Below are 12,587 nucleotides of genomic sequence, written 5' to 3'. Positions count from 1 at the left end.
CGTACAAATGCCGATCAGCACAAGCCCCCAGATCATCATGGGCGGGTCACCCCCTCCCCGGTAAAACTGGGGCTTGCAATCCGGCCGGAATGTGATACAATAATCTTGCAATCGTTCTCGGCTGCAAAGCCCTGAACCGTCCGCTCTGTGGTGCCAGCCACAGGGCGGGCTTTTTTTATGCCCGGAGGCGCCTCCGCATAGAGCACCTCATACCCAGCGGCAATCACGTCCTGAATGCTCTGGGCGATCCGGTCAAACTCCGGCGCCTCTATCTCATCAATGATGCCATCCTCGGCGATCAGCATCAGCCGCCGGTAGTCATCCGCCAGCGCCGTGGCCCGGTTGATCAGCCGCAGCACCGCCGTGGGCAGTCCCTGAAGCCGCAGCTCCGGCAGCACCCCCAGCTGTCCGCAGGTAGCCCGGGTGTACTCCAGCCCCAGCCAGGGCGTGCCATAGGCGGCTTGCATCCGCTCCACGTCCTCCGGTCTGGGCACCCGTTGTCTCTGCTCCCATGCCTTGACAGTTTCCACCGACACGCTCAACAGCTCCGCGGCCTGTTCCTGGGTCAGACAGGCATCTTTTCGTGCCCTCTGGTAGATAGATGGGTATCGATCCGCCATGGTCAGCTCGCCTCCTGTGTGGTATGTTGGGGGCAGAGCTCCAGGGGGACCTGATACCCGGGGTCTCCAGGCTGCAGCACGACGCGCTCTGCCACCCACTTGTCAAAGAGTACCTTCGAAATCTCAAAGACCCGCTCCCCGTCCTCCTTCAGCCGCACACAGCTGGCGAAGGGGTACTGTCCCGCCTCGATCATGGCAGCCGCCTTGGTGTTGCTGGTGGGCACGCCCAGGGAACGCAGCCGCTCCACCAGCTCACACAATGTCATAGTTGGTATGTACATGCAATCGCTCCTTCCAAAATTTTAGGCAGTATTCCGCCCCAGGATGGCGTCGGTGCTGGTCTCCAGCACGTCCGCCAGTTTTGTCAGGTTCTCCACGCTGGGCCGTTTGACGCCGGTCTCCCACTGGGCCACCGCCTGCCCGGAAACACCGATCCGATTGCCTAGTTCCCGCTGGGTCAGGCCTGCGGCCTCCCGCAGTTTCCTCAGCTGCATCCGCTCACCTCCTCTCTTGAAATCGTGCGCTATTTGTGCTATTATGTAACCATTAGTTGAACATTAAAGGAAATCTACAGATGGCACGATACGATGCAACGATTGAAAAAATCCTTGTCTACTTGGTTCCGCATGGGGCAGATTGCACGGTGTCCCTTTCTCCCGAATGGAACGATCACAACAAAATTTCCTTCAATGATATTTCTCAGGCCATTAGGACATCCCCAGAAGAATTTATCCGGGCCGTGGAATATATGGTAAAAAACGACCTTGCTGAATACTACTGCCTTAATAGTTCCTCTGGCCCCGTCCCCATAGGGTTCTATTTGACGCACGAAGGTCTGCATTACAAGGAAATCCGTCGGCTCACATCACAGGAAAAGTGGAAGGAGCGGATTATTGGTTTTGCATCCGGCCTGCTCGTCGCTGTTTGTGGAGCCCTTATCCTGTCAGGCTTAGGCATTTGAGCACAGATAGTAAGACCATGAGCCCATTGATTGTCAAAGAAGCCATGGTTAGCAGCTTCACCCGTTGAATGACTGCTATATACTTGTAAGGCACCGCCGCCGGGACATCTCGCACGATGTCCTGCTTGAGAAGAAAGAGCGTGTTTTCCCAGTCGATGATGGGGTTCCCCGCGGCGTCTGTTTTTGCCCATTCCGGGTTGCCTGTCCATTCACACACGGGATCAGCGGAATAGGGATTTTGCCTGCAAACAGATTTTCGGCAGGTTTTCGCCTTGGCTGGATCGCAGACGTAGATCATCTTCACAGGGTTCATGGTTTGCTTCCTCCCTTCTTATCAACTTCTGATTGTCAACTTCTGGTTGTAGTATAATCTACGTTTTTTAGATTGTCAATCTAAATTTCGTAGTTTCACAAAGACCGTCATTTTTCACAATCTTTGATTTCAAGATTATGCAGATTTGAGGTGATACCCATGGATGCCGTTGACCGCATTTTTGAGTTGGTGGGCGAAAAATTCAAAGAGCAAAAGGAGTTTGCCTCCGCCCTTAGGGTCAATGACAAAACAGTCAGCGCATGGCGCACACGCCGGGCAAAATCCTACACGAAATACTTGCCCCAGATCGCCGAGGCCCTGGGAACCACCACAGAATATCTCCTCACCGGAGAAGGTCCCCAAAAGCGGGGCCCACGGCCTGTCGTGTCCGATTCGGACACGGTCAGCGAGGACACTATCAAGGCCGCTTTTTTTGAGGGAGGCCAAGATTTGACTCCGGCCGAGATGGACGAGCTATGGGAGGATGCAAAGGACTACATCCAGTACAAGCTGGACCAGCGGAGGCGCAAAAAGAAATGACCAATCATCCGCTAGATCTATATGCTTATGCGGAGCGGCGGAATATCGATGTGGACTGGATTCCCATGCGGCGGGCCACGTCCCTGTCGGTCCCGCTGGGAGATCGGTATGCCATTGCCTTGGACCCTTGGAAGCTGGGATCCCTGGCGCAGGAGACGGTCTGCCTGGCCCATGAGCTGGGCCACTGTGAGACCGGCAGCTTTTATAACCAGTACGCGGCGCTGGATGTGCGCCAGCGTCACGAGAACCGGGCCGACAAGTGGGCCATCCAGCACCTGATCCCAGTGGAGGATCTGGATGAAGCCGTGGTTGAGGGCTGCGAGGATATCCCCGCCCTGTCGGAGCATTTCTGTGTGACTGAGGACCTCATGCGCAAGGCGGTCTGCTGGTATACGCACGGCAACTTGGCCGCGGAGATGTATGCTTGAACGCCCCCGTTGGCCTTGTCTTAACTTGTAGTTGTTTAACCTACGGTTATATTATTATCACCTATTTAGGTTATTGTCAATCCAAAAATAACCTAATAAGGTTATTTTGTTAGTATGTACAACAGCAGGTGGTGATTCCCGTGTACAATTCACAAGAGATTGCTCAAAGAATCAAAGGCAGAGCAAAACAGCAGGGTAAACCCTTAAAAGACGTTTTGGCGGCTTGTGAGTTAGGTGTGAACACTGTGAATAAGATCAGCAGAGGTACGGATATTCTCACTCTGAACTTTGCTAAGATCGCCGACTACCTGGACTGCTCCGTGGACTACCTGCTGGGCCGGACGGACAATCCGGAGATCAACAAGTGATACCCCGCTAGCGCGGATAAAAATAAAACGTGTCCGAATCGGACACGCGAGAGAGGGAGATTGGGAAATGAAGTGTTCAAAATGCGGGCAGGATTATGCTGGAAATTTCTGCCCCAACTGCGGGACGCCAGCCCCAGGAAATGCCGAGACGCCTCCGCAGCCGAAAAAGAAGAAGAAATTCCACTGGTGGTATGTGCTTATCATCCTCCTAGTTCTCGGCGCCATTGGGTCCATGGGGGATGATTTGGAAGACAGCACCAACGATGCCGCACAGACGCCCGCCCCATCAAAGGAAACCGCTGAGAGCAACGACCTGATGATCTATACGACCCTCGAAATGGCGGAGCGATACCTCGGCATTTTCCAAGATGCCCTCAATGGTCTGGGCGATGGAAGTGCTACTATACTAGACGTATATAATACCTGCGAAGATGTTAAACAGTATATGATCCAGTTCGACAATCACTTGGATGAGGTCGTGGACGAATCAGCAGATGCCTACAAGGATGCTGTCAGCGGATATACCGTGCTGCTCTGGGGGGCGGCTGACTCTCTCATGAAATATATTGATGACAACGAGATATCAGATCTTAGCGATGCACAGGACTCTATCGAGGCTCTCACACCGCAGGTCTATTTGGCTGTATCGGAGCGTATGGCTTATTTGAGCAATGCAGGGTTCACAGATGAGGAAATTCAAGCGATTCTCGAAGAGAGCGCCAGCGAAGGAGAATAATCTATGTTAGACGAAAAAGACCTGCAGGCCCTCGCCCAGCTGATGGCCCAGCAGAAACAAGAAATTATCAATGAGGTCAAGGTATTATTGGAGGCTGACATCCACCCGAAGTTCAACCTCCTGGCCGACGGCCTCGCCGCCGCCAACGAAAAGCTCAAGGCCCTCCCCGATCCGGACCTGATGGACAAGATGCAGGAGGAGCTTGATCTCCACCACGAACTCCTCAAGCGCCACACCAAGGAGATCAACGCCCTGAAGAAGGCGCAGTAAAAAGGCCGCCCCATCAGGGGCGGCAAAAGGAAGTATGCCTACCCAGACACACTTCCTTCCATTCCGGTACATTTCGTGACTTTTTGTTACCTTTACTTCTTGACAGTTCCCAATACCGCGGTTATACTGAGAATAGAAAAGGGCGTTGCCGATAAGCGGTCTGCCCCTATAGCAATTTACTCAAAGAGTAACCGCCTGGCTGGGGAGCTATGGGCGGTTACTTCTTTTTTGCCTGTAGAAACAGGCCAATGATACCAATGATCACAAGACAGAACTGAAACAGTTCTGAGTATGTAAGCATAAGCACCACCCCCTCTCTCCGGAGGGGGCAAGAAGTCCCCTCCTGGGATGGAGGAGCCAACCGCCTACCGTATATCGCAACGCCTGGGTATATCTTACCATATTTCGCCAAGTTGTGCAACTGTATCCACCGCAACATCTAGTGGTTATTTTACATTCTTCTCAAACGGCCTTAAAATGCCACAAGAGTCCCGCGGTGGCCCGGCGTCCGACAACCTGCGCAGTCCAAGTGCGCCCTCGTAGCCTTGGCGGCAAGGTAAAAAGAAGAGCCGCTCCGGTAGGAGCGGCTTTATCTCTATTAGGAGGTTTCTCTATGCTCTGTCCAAAATGCCGCAGGGAGATCCCGGACGACTCAAATATCTGCTGTTATTGTGGCCGAGTGATCCACCGGCTGGAGCCACGGCCCAGAAAGCGCCCAAATGGCTCCGGCAGTGTCTACAAACTCACAGACAAGCGCCGGACACGCCCCTGGGTCATGGCAAAGGGCGGGAAGATTTTGGGCCGTTATGCCACGAAAACGGCCGCCCAGGAAGCCCTCGAAAAGCTGGCAGGTAAGCCTATCGGCGATGCCATTGACCTGACCCTTCAGGAGATTTTCACACTTTGGAAAGCCCAGCACTATCCCCGGCTGAAGGAGGACGCTTGTCTAGCATACGATCTGGCCTGGTCCAAGCTGGAGCCTCTGGCGTCCCGAAAAATGCGCACACTACGGACGGAGGATGTCCAGAAGATCGTTGATGCTGATGTGGCGAAAGGCCGCAGCCGCTCCACAGTCAAAAAAATCCAGACGCTATACAGCCAGCTCTGCCAATATGCCATGCGCAAGGACATCCTGGACCGCAACTATGCGGACTTTCTGGTCCTGCCCCGGCAGGAGCCGGTGCAGCGGGATACCTTCACGGAGGCCGAGATCCTCCGTCTCCGTGCCGACGCGGACGTCGGGGATGAAACCTCCATGATTATCCTGATCCTGATCTATACCGGCTACCGGATCAATGAGCTGCTCCAAAAGCGCAGGGACCAAGTGGACCTTGATCTGGATGTCATGTACGGCGGCGAAAAGACAGCTGCCGGCCGCGGCCGAGTGGTGGTGATCCACCCAAAGATCCGGCCCTATGTAGAGTATTTTGCAGCCAGGGCTACCGGCCCCCTGCTGCTGTCCGGATACACCGGGAATCTGGTGCGGAACAACTTTGCCCGACGGGACTGGAAGAACACTCTCCAGCGTCTGGGGATCACCAGGGAAGGCCGGCAGCTCCATCCCCATTGCACCCGCTACACATTCGCAACCCGAGCAAAAACTGCAGGCGTGGATAACGACGCGATCAAACGCACTATGGGTCATACGGATTTCGCCGTGACCTCCGATGTGTACATCCAAGATGACATCCAGCGGCTGAAATCCGAGATTCAGAAGCTTAAATAAGGTTGTAACCGTGGTAGTAACTGAAAATAACTTTGAAAAACTACCAATGTTCTATCTCTTGCGGCGCAACGGATAGACGGTTTCAGTTATCCCCAGTTATTGACAAGACTATCTTTTAAGCAGTGGGTCCGGGGTTCGAATCCCCGACGGGTCACCAAAGCAGAAAGCCTCGTAGCCGTGACGGTTGCGAGGTTTTTCCTTGTGCCGCAGTGCTTTTAGCCGTTTTCAGTTTTCTGAAAAATATCACTGTTCGTTATATGTCTTAACACAAAATCATATAAATTTACATACAATTACAGATGAAATTACATATGAAATCCGCCCCCATTTCTGAGGGCGGAAATTTTTATAGGGACCGTATTTTTCGCATTACCCCGTTATACACACGGGGATTAGCAACCTGGAGCGTATCCATCAAGTCATCCATAATGCCCCATACCTGCTCCTCGTTTCTCCCTTCAACCTCGCGGAGAAATTCGCTGTCTCCGTATCTCCCGACCTCTACAGGTATTTCAGCCGGAGCCGCAGAATAGGCTTGCTCATAGGTACGACTTTGCATTTCCGGTTCTTGCTTCTTCATCTGGTTCTTGATGGTGTACAAGGTTGCTAATTTAGCGTATGCGGGATAGCTGCTCTCTCCGTACTCCAGACGAGCAATCTCAATGTCGATCTCTTTGGGGTCTAGCATAGGGGGCACCCCCTATCAATCCCGACCCAGTTCGGACATAAAGCGGCGAATGGCGTCGCGCTCCCTCTCAGTAGTAGCGTTATCCATCATCTCCTGAGCCTGCTCCATCATAGCCTCTTTGGAGTCGTGGCGGCTGTATCCACCCATGCGCCCATCCCGGCTATAACGTCCCATGGAATCCCGCTTCCGGCCACGGTAGCTGGAGCCGCGGGCATAAGTGCCGCGCATATCGGCCTCCCAGTTCCCGGCCCGGCTGTACCCATCGTCCTCTTCCAGCATCTCGATCTTGTCGATGTTCTTGATAGTATCGGTCAGCTTGTGGGCGGCCTCCAGGTCCCCGGCAGACATCTCCGGCTTGCGGGCGATCTCCTCCAACTCTTCGCAGAGCTTTTCTTTCAGTTCATGCATATACATTCTTGACTCTCCTTTCAAGCCACACGCTCAATAATCAGGTTAGCGTTTTCTACCTCAATCGTTTCCGTGCTAGTATTTTTGATTGCCACGGTCACGCAGCAGCCACGGGAGACCTCAATAAAGGCCGCAGCAAACACGTTGAAAAACTCGTCCACCGCAGCAGGGGTCACGATAGCGGTAGCACTGCCCAGCGCCTCTCCCTCCACGGCAATTGCCACGGAGATAGGGCCTACCGCGCCGCCAGTTGGAATGGCGATGTTGCTTCCGAAAACCACCTTATAGCGGGCACGGCACTGATTCGTCATTCCCCGCAGGGTAACAATGCCGGAGCCATCTCTATGCACAACACAGTTGGACCCGCTGACAGGCGTCTCTGTAAAGATCACATTCTGATTAGCGGCCACCTGCTGGACAAATACTCCAGTAAATTCAGCCATAAACTTCATTCCTTTCAAAAAAGTCGGCGGAGGCTATTGCCCCCGCCGCATGGTTCAAAATCGGCACGGGGCCGAACATGTAAGCCTTTCTTACAAGTTGATGTATTGGGTTTTAGCAGCCGCAGCCGCAGCCGCAGGGATTGCACCCACATCCGGCATAAGGATTAGGCACCTGATAGGCCGGGACCGGCATGGGGTTGATGCGGCGAATCAGTTCAGCGGTCTGGGCCTCCTGATTAGCGGTGAAGAAAGCGTTCTGAGCCGCCTGAGAAGCCTGGAACTTCAGGCTCTGGTTTTCAGCCGTCAGAGTAGCGATCTTGTCCTGGGTCAGGAAGTCCAGGATCGCGCGGCTGTTGGCATTGGCGTTGTCGATGATGTCGCGGGTGCTGGACTGGATGGTGTTGCGGGTATCGCAAGCCTGAGTAGCCATGTCGTACCGGACACCGTCAATGCTCCGCTGAGTATCGCAGCAGCACTGCGCCAGCTGGGCGCCGAGGGCGTTAAAGCCCGCCTGCGTCTGATAGCCCAGGTTGCACACAGCGGTATCCACGCCATGGAAGCCGTTGCTCACGGCATCCCGGATGGAGGTCTGGCCGTTCTGGAGGCCGTTCAGGGCGAAGCCCTCGTTGATGTCAGAGCGGGTAGCAAGGCCCTGGAGGCCGGGGTTGTTGACCCCACCGCCGCCACCGAAGCCGCCATATCCGCCATTGCCCCAGCCAAAGATGCCCCAGATAAGGAACAAAATGATCCAGCTGGACCAATCGCCGCCCCAGCCGCCGAAACCGCCGTTTCCGCCCTGATAGGCAGGAGTCACGGGCATGGTCATCACAGCGCCGTCAGAAGAAAGACTCATTGTGTTATCTCCTTTGTAGATTTATTTTCAAAACCCGGCCGGGATTTTGATTAAATGGTTTGAAATGGTTTAATAAATGGTTTGGAAATGGTAAGTACACTTTGCAAATTCACTTCACATTCTGCGGAAAGTGAAGTTCACTTCTTCACTTCCCAAACATCCCCCGCATTCCCTCAAACATGCCCTGCATCTGCTGGGCCTGCTTTTGGACTTGGTTAAGCTGATCTTGTGAAATGCGTCCAGAGGATACCATCTCTTGTATCATGGCGTTAGGGTCCTTGCCTTTCATTTGATTCATGAACTGCTGAAACTGCTGCATCATGTTGGGCTGTCTGTTGCCGCCCATCGCCTGAAAAAAGGGATTCATTCCGCATCCTCCTTATCTTTTGCCGCCAGCGCATCCAGGCGAGCCTCCAACGCCTCTAAACGGGACAGAGGCGCATACTCTACCGCCGGAGCCTGCGGGGCCTGTGCAGTCCGCTGATTGCGCTCTACAAGGTCATATATCTTCATGCTGGGCTTGCCGCTTGCGTCCGCCTGTTTGAGATAGACCACTGGAGCGTTGCTGTCCCATAACGTAACGGCGGAGTTTGGAGCGACTAGATAATTAGCCGCCTCCATCTCGCTCTGCACCCACACAATAGACGGAGATGCCGGGGCTTGCTGCGGCTGCTGCATGGGTTGATAGGACTGCCGCAGCTGCGTCAGCTGGTCCGCCATAGGCGGCTGATACGGTTGGTACGGCTGATAGTAATAGGGATAGTTCGGCATCTCACGTCATCCTTTCTGCCAGAAGTAAAGTACGGTCTCGTTCTCGCTGTGCCACGTATCGTAGATCACACCATCCTGCAGGCATACCACATGGCCGGACAGGGCCAAAATGTAAGTCCCGTTTGGATGCCCCATCGCAAACTCCGCCACGGTCATGTCCTCGGGTGCCATGTCCCGCCGAAAGCCATGCCGCCGGAGGTAAGCGCCCCATGTGGCGTTTGCGCTTGGCATATCGCCTCTCACAGCGCCCTCAATGCAGAGGCCAAGATATGTCCTGTACCAGTCCTGCTCCAGCGCCTTCGAGATGGCCCGGACGGTACAATCCCCCACATTTTTCTCGTAGGGATTCGGATTGTAAAACTCAAACATATTGCTTTCGGTCGTCATACAAAAGCTCCTGCTGGTGGATGTATCCTTCCAGGCCGGAGTAATTTCCGTCAGTGGCATATTTCATGCAGATGTCCCACGCGCTGGACTCCGTGAAGCCGCAGGCCACCAACCGGGCCACCAGTTCTGAACCATTCAGAATCAACTTAAAACACGTCCTTATCAGTGAAATCAGGAGGCCGCAAGGAGGGCGGCGACGTGTACCAGCCCTTGTCCCTTACGTCCTCCTGATGATATTTTCGCAAAAAAAGGCCCCGCCTGGGTGGTGCCCAAGCGGGGTTTAGGTGAAATTATGTGAAATGTAGTTTTTGAGCTGTGCTTTCAACTTTGTGGAGAATCCGTTTGACTCGGTGAGAGATGGTAGACCGCTCCCAGCCGAACTCCGCTGCAATGTCGATTTGCGGGACCTGGTCGATCAGGTAGCGCCTGGCAATGTCCGTGTCGTCGTTCCCAAGATTGGCCTCCCGGATGGCCGTCTCCATCTCGGAGCGCATAAGGCCATACAGGCTATCTGGTAATCTGACACGGGCAGTTGCCACAGTTTCACGTCCTTTCGATCAGCTCCCAAAGCCGATGCAACATCGTACACATCTGCTGCCGGGTAACGGGCTGGGAGAGCATCAGGTCTCCTTCACCGTTGCCCGTCATGATGCCGTTTGCAATGGCCCATTCCACGCCCTCCTTGTGGGCGGGAGACGGCGCATTGTCCATGATCTTGACCTCCAGTCTCTTCTTGAACTCTGCCCACTTCTGTGCGTTCACCAAGTACGACGGGCAGTGCTTGCCGGTCACGTCGAAGTGCCGGTACACCCGCTCAAGCGGGATCCCATACTTGGCCATCAGCTCCCTGCCCAGGGCCGCCGCGTTGGCCAGGGTGGCCTCGCTGGCCTGGTAGACACCGTTCCGGATGGTATCGCACATCTCGATGCTGATGGAGTTGGTGTTGGTGATGATCCCATGCATGGTCCCGCCGCCGGTCTTGTCGGCGTTGGGATACTTGCTGCCACCCACCGCCCAGGCCACCTTCAGGTCTGGCACAGACCTCCAGACCGTGGTATCGTCCACGAAATAGTGGGCGGATGCCTTGACGATGTTCTGCTGGAAGTACGCGGCATTATTGGCCGCCTTGTCCCCATCATTTCCAGTGTAATGGAAGATCAGGTACTTGATCTGGCTGGCCGCCCGGGAACCGCCATAGTTCCCGGAGTTCGCCAGTTGCTCTTTTAGGGTGTAGCTCATTTACTGTCACTTCCCAGCTGCTTGATTACCTGGTTGGCTCCGGTAGCAGCCAGACCGCTCACAATACCCACAGCCGCCGCAGTGATGTAGTCCGTGGCCGGGAAGTCCGGCATGATGAACATGCCCGCTACGCCCAGCACAGCGCCGCAGACGCCGCAGATGATAGGAATAAACTTGTTGTCCAGGCCGGACGCCTTGACGCCCTGCCCGATCAGCAGGCAGATAACAGTGATAGCCGCCACGCCGGTAATGCCAAGAGAGGAAATGTCCATATCAGACCTCCCGATTACACTCGAATAGCCTTGACAGCATAGCCGTCCGCGTCATAGGTCACATCAAACTTTCCGCGCTTGGTATTCTGGCGAACCACTTGTCCGGCAAGCGCATGATTTCGGCTCATATCCACCTTGTCCGGCAGAGGATCCTTTGCCTCACCAGGACGGAAGCCCTCCGCCATCTCTGCCTCAGTCCATCCACCACTAGGGTTCTTTTCAGGATTGAGGGAGAATCCGGCGTTGACCTCGTCCAGAAGCTTATTTGCCTCCTCCGCAGTAATCTTGCCGCTCTTGAAGTCATCGATGATGTTATTGATGGTCTTGTTCATGATTGGTAGCTCCTTTCAAATATCCGGCTTGACCGCCGGTTTCTAATGATGTAAGATGTTATTGCCCGTTGTGCAGACGTGTGCTGTTTTGATAGCGCTCCCTCCGCGTTAAGTCGCAATGGACGGAGACAACGAATACTACGGGCTTGCGGCGCTCCTTCGGGGGCGTCGCTTTTTTACAGCCCAATGCGAGCCAGAATAAACGCAATTACAGCCGCAAGCACCGCCCACACGGACTTGTCCACGATGGCCTCCCAGCGGCGCCCTGGTTTTGCCGTCTGTTCCTCCTGCTTTGCCAGCAGCTTTTCGATGTTTTTATCCATGTTAGAAAGCTGCTCGTCCAGCTTGGCATCTCGGGCAATCTGTTCCCGCTGCCAGTCATAAAACGAATTATGGAACTTCTTGGAGTCCTGCTGCCAGTCCTCCAGGGCCTTGATGCGCCCCTCCAGACGGGCTGCTGCTTCCAGGCCAAAGCAGTCATGCCGGGGGTCTCTAACGCACTTCTCGTCAGCCATTGGACACCTCCCCCAGGTCCTCCCACTTCACGCCCACGCTTCCAGGTTCCCACACATTGAAGTCCTGCCCGGAGCGCCAGACGTGGCCCTCATAGGTGCAGCAATCCCCGGTCATATACGGCGAAGTGGAGACGGCGATAAACGGCAGGGCCTTGTCCGGGTCTGTGGACCATACAAAGCCCCACTGTGCGGGCAGGTCCTCCGGCTCCTGGGTGTTGTAGATGGTGCTGTCATAGGGTTGGAGGAGACGCACCACACGCCCCGCCGTGGACCTGCAGACAAATCCCGCCTTACGTTCTAGCATATTCATGGCCTCACAGGCCGCCGTAAAACTGGGGATGTAGTCCTCGGAGGCATACAGCTCCGTCCCCGTCATTTCCGGTGCCTGGGCCTGGAGGGTCTGCGCCCTCGCAAGCCCGGTGTCCCGCATGGTGGTAAGTACAAACTGCTTGTCCGTCATACTGCGTTCACGCCCTCTCTAATCGCTTCTGCAAGCTCCGCATAGGTCACATACTCCGGTTCAGGTTCCGGCTCCGGCTGTCCATCGTCCTCTACGGTAATCTGCCCTTGATAGGCTTCAGCCTGGGCGATGGCGTAATTCGCCTCCGTGTAGGGCATCGTAACACCGGAGAGCACCGTCTCGATGTCAGGCTCCTCGGGGGTGCCGTGGTTGATCTCTGTCGCCAGCTGGTATTTGATGATCTTCATAGTGCCCTC

General features: G+C 54.8%; 26 protein-coding genes. 7 read left to right on the top strand and 19 right to left on the bottom strand.

Translation table 11 applies throughout. The features are described 5' to 3' along the window. Positions 1-35 precede the first annotated feature (35 nt). The 3 genes from HMPREF1546_RS07540 to HMPREF1546_RS07530 are packed head-to-tail and all read right to left on the bottom strand — an operon-like array spanning position 36 to position 1,114. Positions 36-620, bottom strand: coding sequence for a helix-turn-helix transcriptional regulator (locus tag HMPREF1546_RS07540; RefSeq protein ID WP_021747464.1), 585 nt, complete (start codon positions 618-620; stop codon positions 36-38). Between the two features lie 2 nt (positions 621-622). After that, positions 623-901 (bottom strand): hypothetical protein, encoded by a 279-nt coding sequence (locus HMPREF1546_RS07535; protein WP_021747463.1) that lies wholly within the window; start codon positions 899-901, stop codon positions 623-625. A 21-nt stretch (positions 902-922) separates the two neighbouring features. Further along, a complete protein-coding gene (locus HMPREF1546_RS07530; protein ID WP_021747462.1) occupies positions 923-1,114 on the bottom strand; it encodes a helix-turn-helix domain-containing protein in 192 nt (63 codons plus the stop codon). An 80-nt stretch (positions 1,115-1,194) separates the two neighbouring features. Here HMPREF1546_RS07530 and HMPREF1546_RS07525 point away from each other — a divergent pair, with 80 nt between their 5' ends. Beyond that, positions 1,195-1,581: a hypothetical protein gene (locus HMPREF1546_RS07525; protein WP_021747461.1), complete on the top strand. Its 387-nt coding sequence runs from the start codon at positions 1,195-1,197 to the stop codon at positions 1,579-1,581. Here the strand turns inward: HMPREF1546_RS07525 and HMPREF1546_RS07520 are convergent. Next, positions 1,556-1,894: a hypothetical protein gene (locus HMPREF1546_RS07520; protein ID WP_021747460.1), complete on the bottom strand. Its 339-nt coding sequence runs from the start codon at positions 1,892-1,894 to the stop codon at positions 1,556-1,558. The genes HMPREF1546_RS07525 and HMPREF1546_RS07520 overlap by 26 nt on opposite strands. A gap of 159 nt (positions 1,895-2,053) precedes the next feature. On the opposite strand from HMPREF1546_RS07520, the gene HMPREF1546_RS07515 reads away from it, so the two are divergent. The 6 genes from HMPREF1546_RS07515 to HMPREF1546_RS07490 all read left to right on the top strand — a co-directional run bounded on the left by HMPREF1546_RS07515 (position 2,054) and on the right by HMPREF1546_RS07490 (position 5,962). Continuing rightward, positions 2,054-2,434 (top strand): helix-turn-helix domain-containing protein, encoded by a 381-nt coding sequence (locus HMPREF1546_RS07515; protein WP_021747459.1) that lies wholly within the window; start codon positions 2,054-2,056, stop codon positions 2,432-2,434. Beyond that, positions 2,431-2,862 carry an ImmA/IrrE family metallo-endopeptidase gene (locus HMPREF1546_RS07510; RefSeq protein WP_021747458.1) on the top strand — a complete coding sequence of 144 codons (432 nt, stop codon included), beginning with the start codon at positions 2,431-2,433 and terminating at the stop codon, positions 2,860-2,862. Before HMPREF1546_RS07515 ends, HMPREF1546_RS07510 begins: the two co-directional genes overlap by 4 nt. 245 nt (positions 2,863-3,107) lie before the next feature. Further along, positions 3,108-3,230 (top strand): hypothetical protein, encoded by a 123-nt coding sequence (locus HMPREF1546_RS19565; RefSeq protein ID WP_301546116.1) that lies wholly within the window; start codon positions 3,108-3,110, stop codon positions 3,228-3,230. A 67-nt stretch (positions 3,231-3,297) separates the two neighbouring features. Beyond that, entirely contained in the window at positions 3,298-3,966 is a 669-nt protein-coding gene (locus HMPREF1546_RS07500) for a zinc ribbon domain-containing protein (protein ID WP_021747456.1), read from the top strand. 3 nt (positions 3,967-3,969) lie between these two features. Continuing rightward, positions 3,970-4,236 (top strand): hypothetical protein, encoded by a 267-nt coding sequence (locus HMPREF1546_RS07495; RefSeq protein ID WP_021747455.1) that lies wholly within the window; start codon positions 3,970-3,972, stop codon positions 4,234-4,236. Between the two features lie 613 nt (positions 4,237-4,849). Continuing rightward, entirely contained in the window at positions 4,850-5,962 is a 1,113-nt protein-coding gene (locus tag HMPREF1546_RS07490) for a tyrosine-type recombinase/integrase (RefSeq protein WP_036629245.1), read from the top strand. 346 nt (positions 5,963-6,308) lie between these two features. On the opposite strand, the gene HMPREF1546_RS07485 is transcribed toward HMPREF1546_RS07490, so the two are convergent. From HMPREF1546_RS07485 to HMPREF1546_RS07420, 15 genes are all read right to left on the bottom strand, one after another. Further along, positions 6,309-6,650, bottom strand: coding sequence for a hypothetical protein (locus HMPREF1546_RS07485; RefSeq protein ID WP_021747451.1), 342 nt, complete (start codon positions 6,648-6,650; stop codon positions 6,309-6,311). 15 nt (positions 6,651-6,665) lie between these two features. Then, positions 6,666-7,064, bottom strand: a complete 399-nt coding sequence (locus HMPREF1546_RS07480; protein ID WP_021747450.1) for a hypothetical protein — start codon at positions 7,062-7,064, stop codon at positions 6,666-6,668. Between the two features lie 14 nt (positions 7,065-7,078). Continuing rightward, on the bottom strand, positions 7,079-7,501 hold the full coding sequence (locus HMPREF1546_RS07475; protein ID WP_036629244.1) for a hypothetical protein: 423 nt from the start codon (positions 7,499-7,501) through the stop codon (positions 7,079-7,081). Between the two features lie 112 nt (positions 7,502-7,613). After that, positions 7,614-8,354: a hypothetical protein gene (locus tag HMPREF1546_RS07470; RefSeq protein ID WP_301546115.1), complete on the bottom strand. Its 741-nt coding sequence runs from the start codon at positions 8,352-8,354 to the stop codon at positions 7,614-7,616. A 145-nt stretch (positions 8,355-8,499) separates the two neighbouring features. Beyond that, positions 8,500-8,721: a hypothetical protein gene (locus HMPREF1546_RS07465; protein WP_021747447.1), complete on the bottom strand. Its 222-nt coding sequence runs from the start codon at positions 8,719-8,721 to the stop codon at positions 8,500-8,502. Beyond that, positions 8,718-9,125, bottom strand: a complete 408-nt coding sequence (locus HMPREF1546_RS07460; RefSeq protein ID WP_051319977.1) for a hypothetical protein — start codon at positions 9,123-9,125, stop codon at positions 8,718-8,720. The genes HMPREF1546_RS07465 and HMPREF1546_RS07460 overlap by 4 nt, the downstream gene beginning before the upstream one ends. 6 nt (positions 9,126-9,131) lie before the next feature. Beyond that, complete coding sequence (locus HMPREF1546_RS07455) at positions 9,132-9,512, bottom strand: hypothetical protein (protein ID WP_036629243.1); 381 nt, start codon at positions 9,510-9,512, stop codon at positions 9,132-9,134. Next, positions 9,487-9,657 (bottom strand): hypothetical protein, encoded by a 171-nt coding sequence (locus HMPREF1546_RS18770; RefSeq protein WP_021747444.1) that lies wholly within the window; start codon positions 9,655-9,657, stop codon positions 9,487-9,489. Before HMPREF1546_RS18770 ends, HMPREF1546_RS07455 begins: the two co-directional genes overlap by 26 nt. Positions 9,658-9,802: 145 nt before the next feature. Continuing rightward, positions 9,803-10,051 (bottom strand): TrfB-related DNA-binding protein, encoded by a 249-nt coding sequence (locus HMPREF1546_RS07450; protein ID WP_036629242.1) that lies wholly within the window; start codon positions 10,049-10,051, stop codon positions 9,803-9,805. A gap of 4 nt (positions 10,052-10,055) precedes the next feature. Then, the gene (locus HMPREF1546_RS07445) at positions 10,056-10,751 is read right to left on the bottom strand and encodes an N-acetylmuramoyl-L-alanine amidase (protein WP_021747442.1); all 696 of its coding nucleotides are present in this window, start codon (positions 10,749-10,751) and stop codon (positions 10,056-10,058) included. Then, positions 10,748-11,023, bottom strand: a complete 276-nt coding sequence (locus HMPREF1546_RS07440) for a phage holin family protein (RefSeq protein WP_021747441.1) — start codon at positions 11,021-11,023, stop codon at positions 10,748-10,750. Before HMPREF1546_RS07440 ends, HMPREF1546_RS07445 begins: the two co-directional genes overlap by 4 nt. A gap of 14 nt (positions 11,024-11,037) precedes the next feature. Then, positions 11,038-11,355 (bottom strand): hypothetical protein, encoded by a 318-nt coding sequence (locus tag HMPREF1546_RS07435; protein WP_021747440.1) that lies wholly within the window; start codon positions 11,353-11,355, stop codon positions 11,038-11,040. A gap of 176 nt (positions 11,356-11,531) precedes the next feature. After that, positions 11,532-11,870, bottom strand: a complete 339-nt coding sequence (locus HMPREF1546_RS07430; protein ID WP_021747439.1) for a hypothetical protein — start codon at positions 11,868-11,870, stop codon at positions 11,532-11,534. After that, positions 11,863-12,330 (bottom strand): hypothetical protein, encoded by a 468-nt coding sequence (locus tag HMPREF1546_RS07425; protein ID WP_021747438.1) that lies wholly within the window; start codon positions 12,328-12,330, stop codon positions 11,863-11,865. Before HMPREF1546_RS07425 ends, HMPREF1546_RS07430 begins: the two co-directional genes overlap by 8 nt. Next, positions 12,327-12,578 carry a hypothetical protein gene (locus HMPREF1546_RS07420; protein WP_021747437.1) on the bottom strand — a complete coding sequence of 84 codons (252 nt, stop codon included), beginning with the start codon at positions 12,576-12,578 and terminating at the stop codon, positions 12,327-12,329. The genes HMPREF1546_RS07425 and HMPREF1546_RS07420 overlap by 4 nt, the downstream gene beginning before the upstream one ends. Positions 12,579-12,587 lie beyond the last annotated feature (9 nt).

It is taken from the genome of Oscillibacter sp. KLE 1745, assembly GCF_000469445.2.
Lineage (GTDB): Bacteria > Bacillota > Clostridia > Oscillospirales > Oscillospiraceae > Oscillibacter > Oscillibacter welbionis.
Note: the sequence above shows the minus strand (reverse complement) of the source record. Positions and strands in the feature narration are given on the sequence as shown.

Bases quoted from the DNA above. Each gene is read 5' to 3' on its own strand.
- HMPREF1546_RS07445 (WP_021747442.1), bottom strand. From the start codon at position 10,751: ATGAGCTACACCCTAAAAGAGCAACTGGCGAACTCCGGGAACTATGGC.
- HMPREF1546_RS07500 (WP_021747456.1), top strand. From the start codon at position 3,298: ATGAAGTGTTCAAAATGCGGGCAGGATTATGCTGGAAATTTCTGCCCC.
- HMPREF1546_RS07510 (WP_021747458.1), top strand. From the start codon at position 2,431: ATGACCAATCATCCGCTAGATCTATATGCTTATGCGGAGCGGCGGAAT.
- HMPREF1546_RS07515 (WP_021747459.1), top strand. From the start codon at position 2,054: ATGGATGCCGTTGACCGCATTTTTGAGTTGGTGGGCGAAAAATTCAAA.
- HMPREF1546_RS07455 (WP_036629243.1), bottom strand. From the start codon at position 9,512: ATGACGACCGAAAGCAATATGTTTGAGTTTTACAATCCGAATCCCTAC.
- HMPREF1546_RS07420 (WP_021747437.1), bottom strand. From the start codon at position 12,578: ATGAAGATCATCAAATACCAGCTGGCGACAGAGATCAACCACGGCACC.
- HMPREF1546_RS07465 (WP_021747447.1), bottom strand. From the start codon at position 8,721: ATGAATCCCTTTTTTCAGGCGATGGGCGGCAACAGACAGCCCAACATG.
- HMPREF1546_RS07540 (WP_021747464.1), bottom strand. From the start codon at position 620: ATGGCGGATCGATACCCATCTATCTACCAGAGGGCACGAAAAGATGCC.
- HMPREF1546_RS07535 (WP_021747463.1), bottom strand. From the start codon at position 901: ATGTACATACCAACTATGACATTGTGTGAGCTGGTGGAGCGGCTGCGT.
- HMPREF1546_RS07440 (WP_021747441.1), bottom strand. From the start codon at position 11,023: ATGGACATTTCCTCTCTTGGCATTACCGGCGTGGCGGCTATCACTGTT.
- HMPREF1546_RS07460 (WP_051319977.1), bottom strand. From the start codon at position 9,125: ATGCCGAACTATCCCTATTACTATCAGCCGTACCAACCGTATCAGCCG.
- HMPREF1546_RS07485 (WP_021747451.1), bottom strand. From the start codon at position 6,650: ATGCTAGACCCCAAAGAGATCGACATTGAGATTGCTCGTCTGGAGTAC.
- HMPREF1546_RS07490 (WP_036629245.1), top strand. From the start codon at position 4,850: ATGCTCTGTCCAAAATGCCGCAGGGAGATCCCGGACGACTCAAATATC.
- HMPREF1546_RS07525 (WP_021747461.1), top strand. From the start codon at position 1,195: ATGGCACGATACGATGCAACGATTGAAAAAATCCTTGTCTACTTGGTT.
- HMPREF1546_RS07470 (WP_301546115.1), bottom strand. From the start codon at position 8,354: ATGAGTCTTTCTTCTGACGGCGCTGTGATGACCATGCCCGTGACTCCT.
- HMPREF1546_RS07520 (WP_021747460.1), bottom strand. From the start codon at position 1,894: ATGAACCCTGTGAAGATGATCTACGTCTGCGATCCAGCCAAGGCGAAA.
- HMPREF1546_RS07435 (WP_021747440.1), bottom strand. From the start codon at position 11,355: ATGAACAAGACCATCAATAACATCATCGATGACTTCAAGAGCGGCAAG.
- HMPREF1546_RS07495 (WP_021747455.1), top strand. From the start codon at position 3,970: ATGTTAGACGAAAAAGACCTGCAGGCCCTCGCCCAGCTGATGGCCCAG.
- HMPREF1546_RS07530 (WP_021747462.1), bottom strand. From the start codon at position 1,114: ATGCAGCTGAGGAAACTGCGGGAGGCCGCAGGCCTGACCCAGCGGGAA.
- HMPREF1546_RS07430 (WP_021747439.1), bottom strand. From the start codon at position 11,870: ATGGCTGACGAGAAGTGCGTTAGAGACCCCCGGCATGACTGCTTTGGC.
- HMPREF1546_RS07480 (WP_021747450.1), bottom strand. From the start codon at position 7,064: ATGTATATGCATGAACTGAAAGAAAAGCTCTGCGAAGAGTTGGAGGAG.
- HMPREF1546_RS07425 (WP_021747438.1), bottom strand. From the start codon at position 12,330: ATGACGGACAAGCAGTTTGTACTTACCACCATGCGGGACACCGGGCTT.
- HMPREF1546_RS07475 (WP_036629244.1), bottom strand. From the start codon at position 7,501: ATGGCTGAATTTACTGGAGTATTTGTCCAGCAGGTGGCCGCTAATCAG.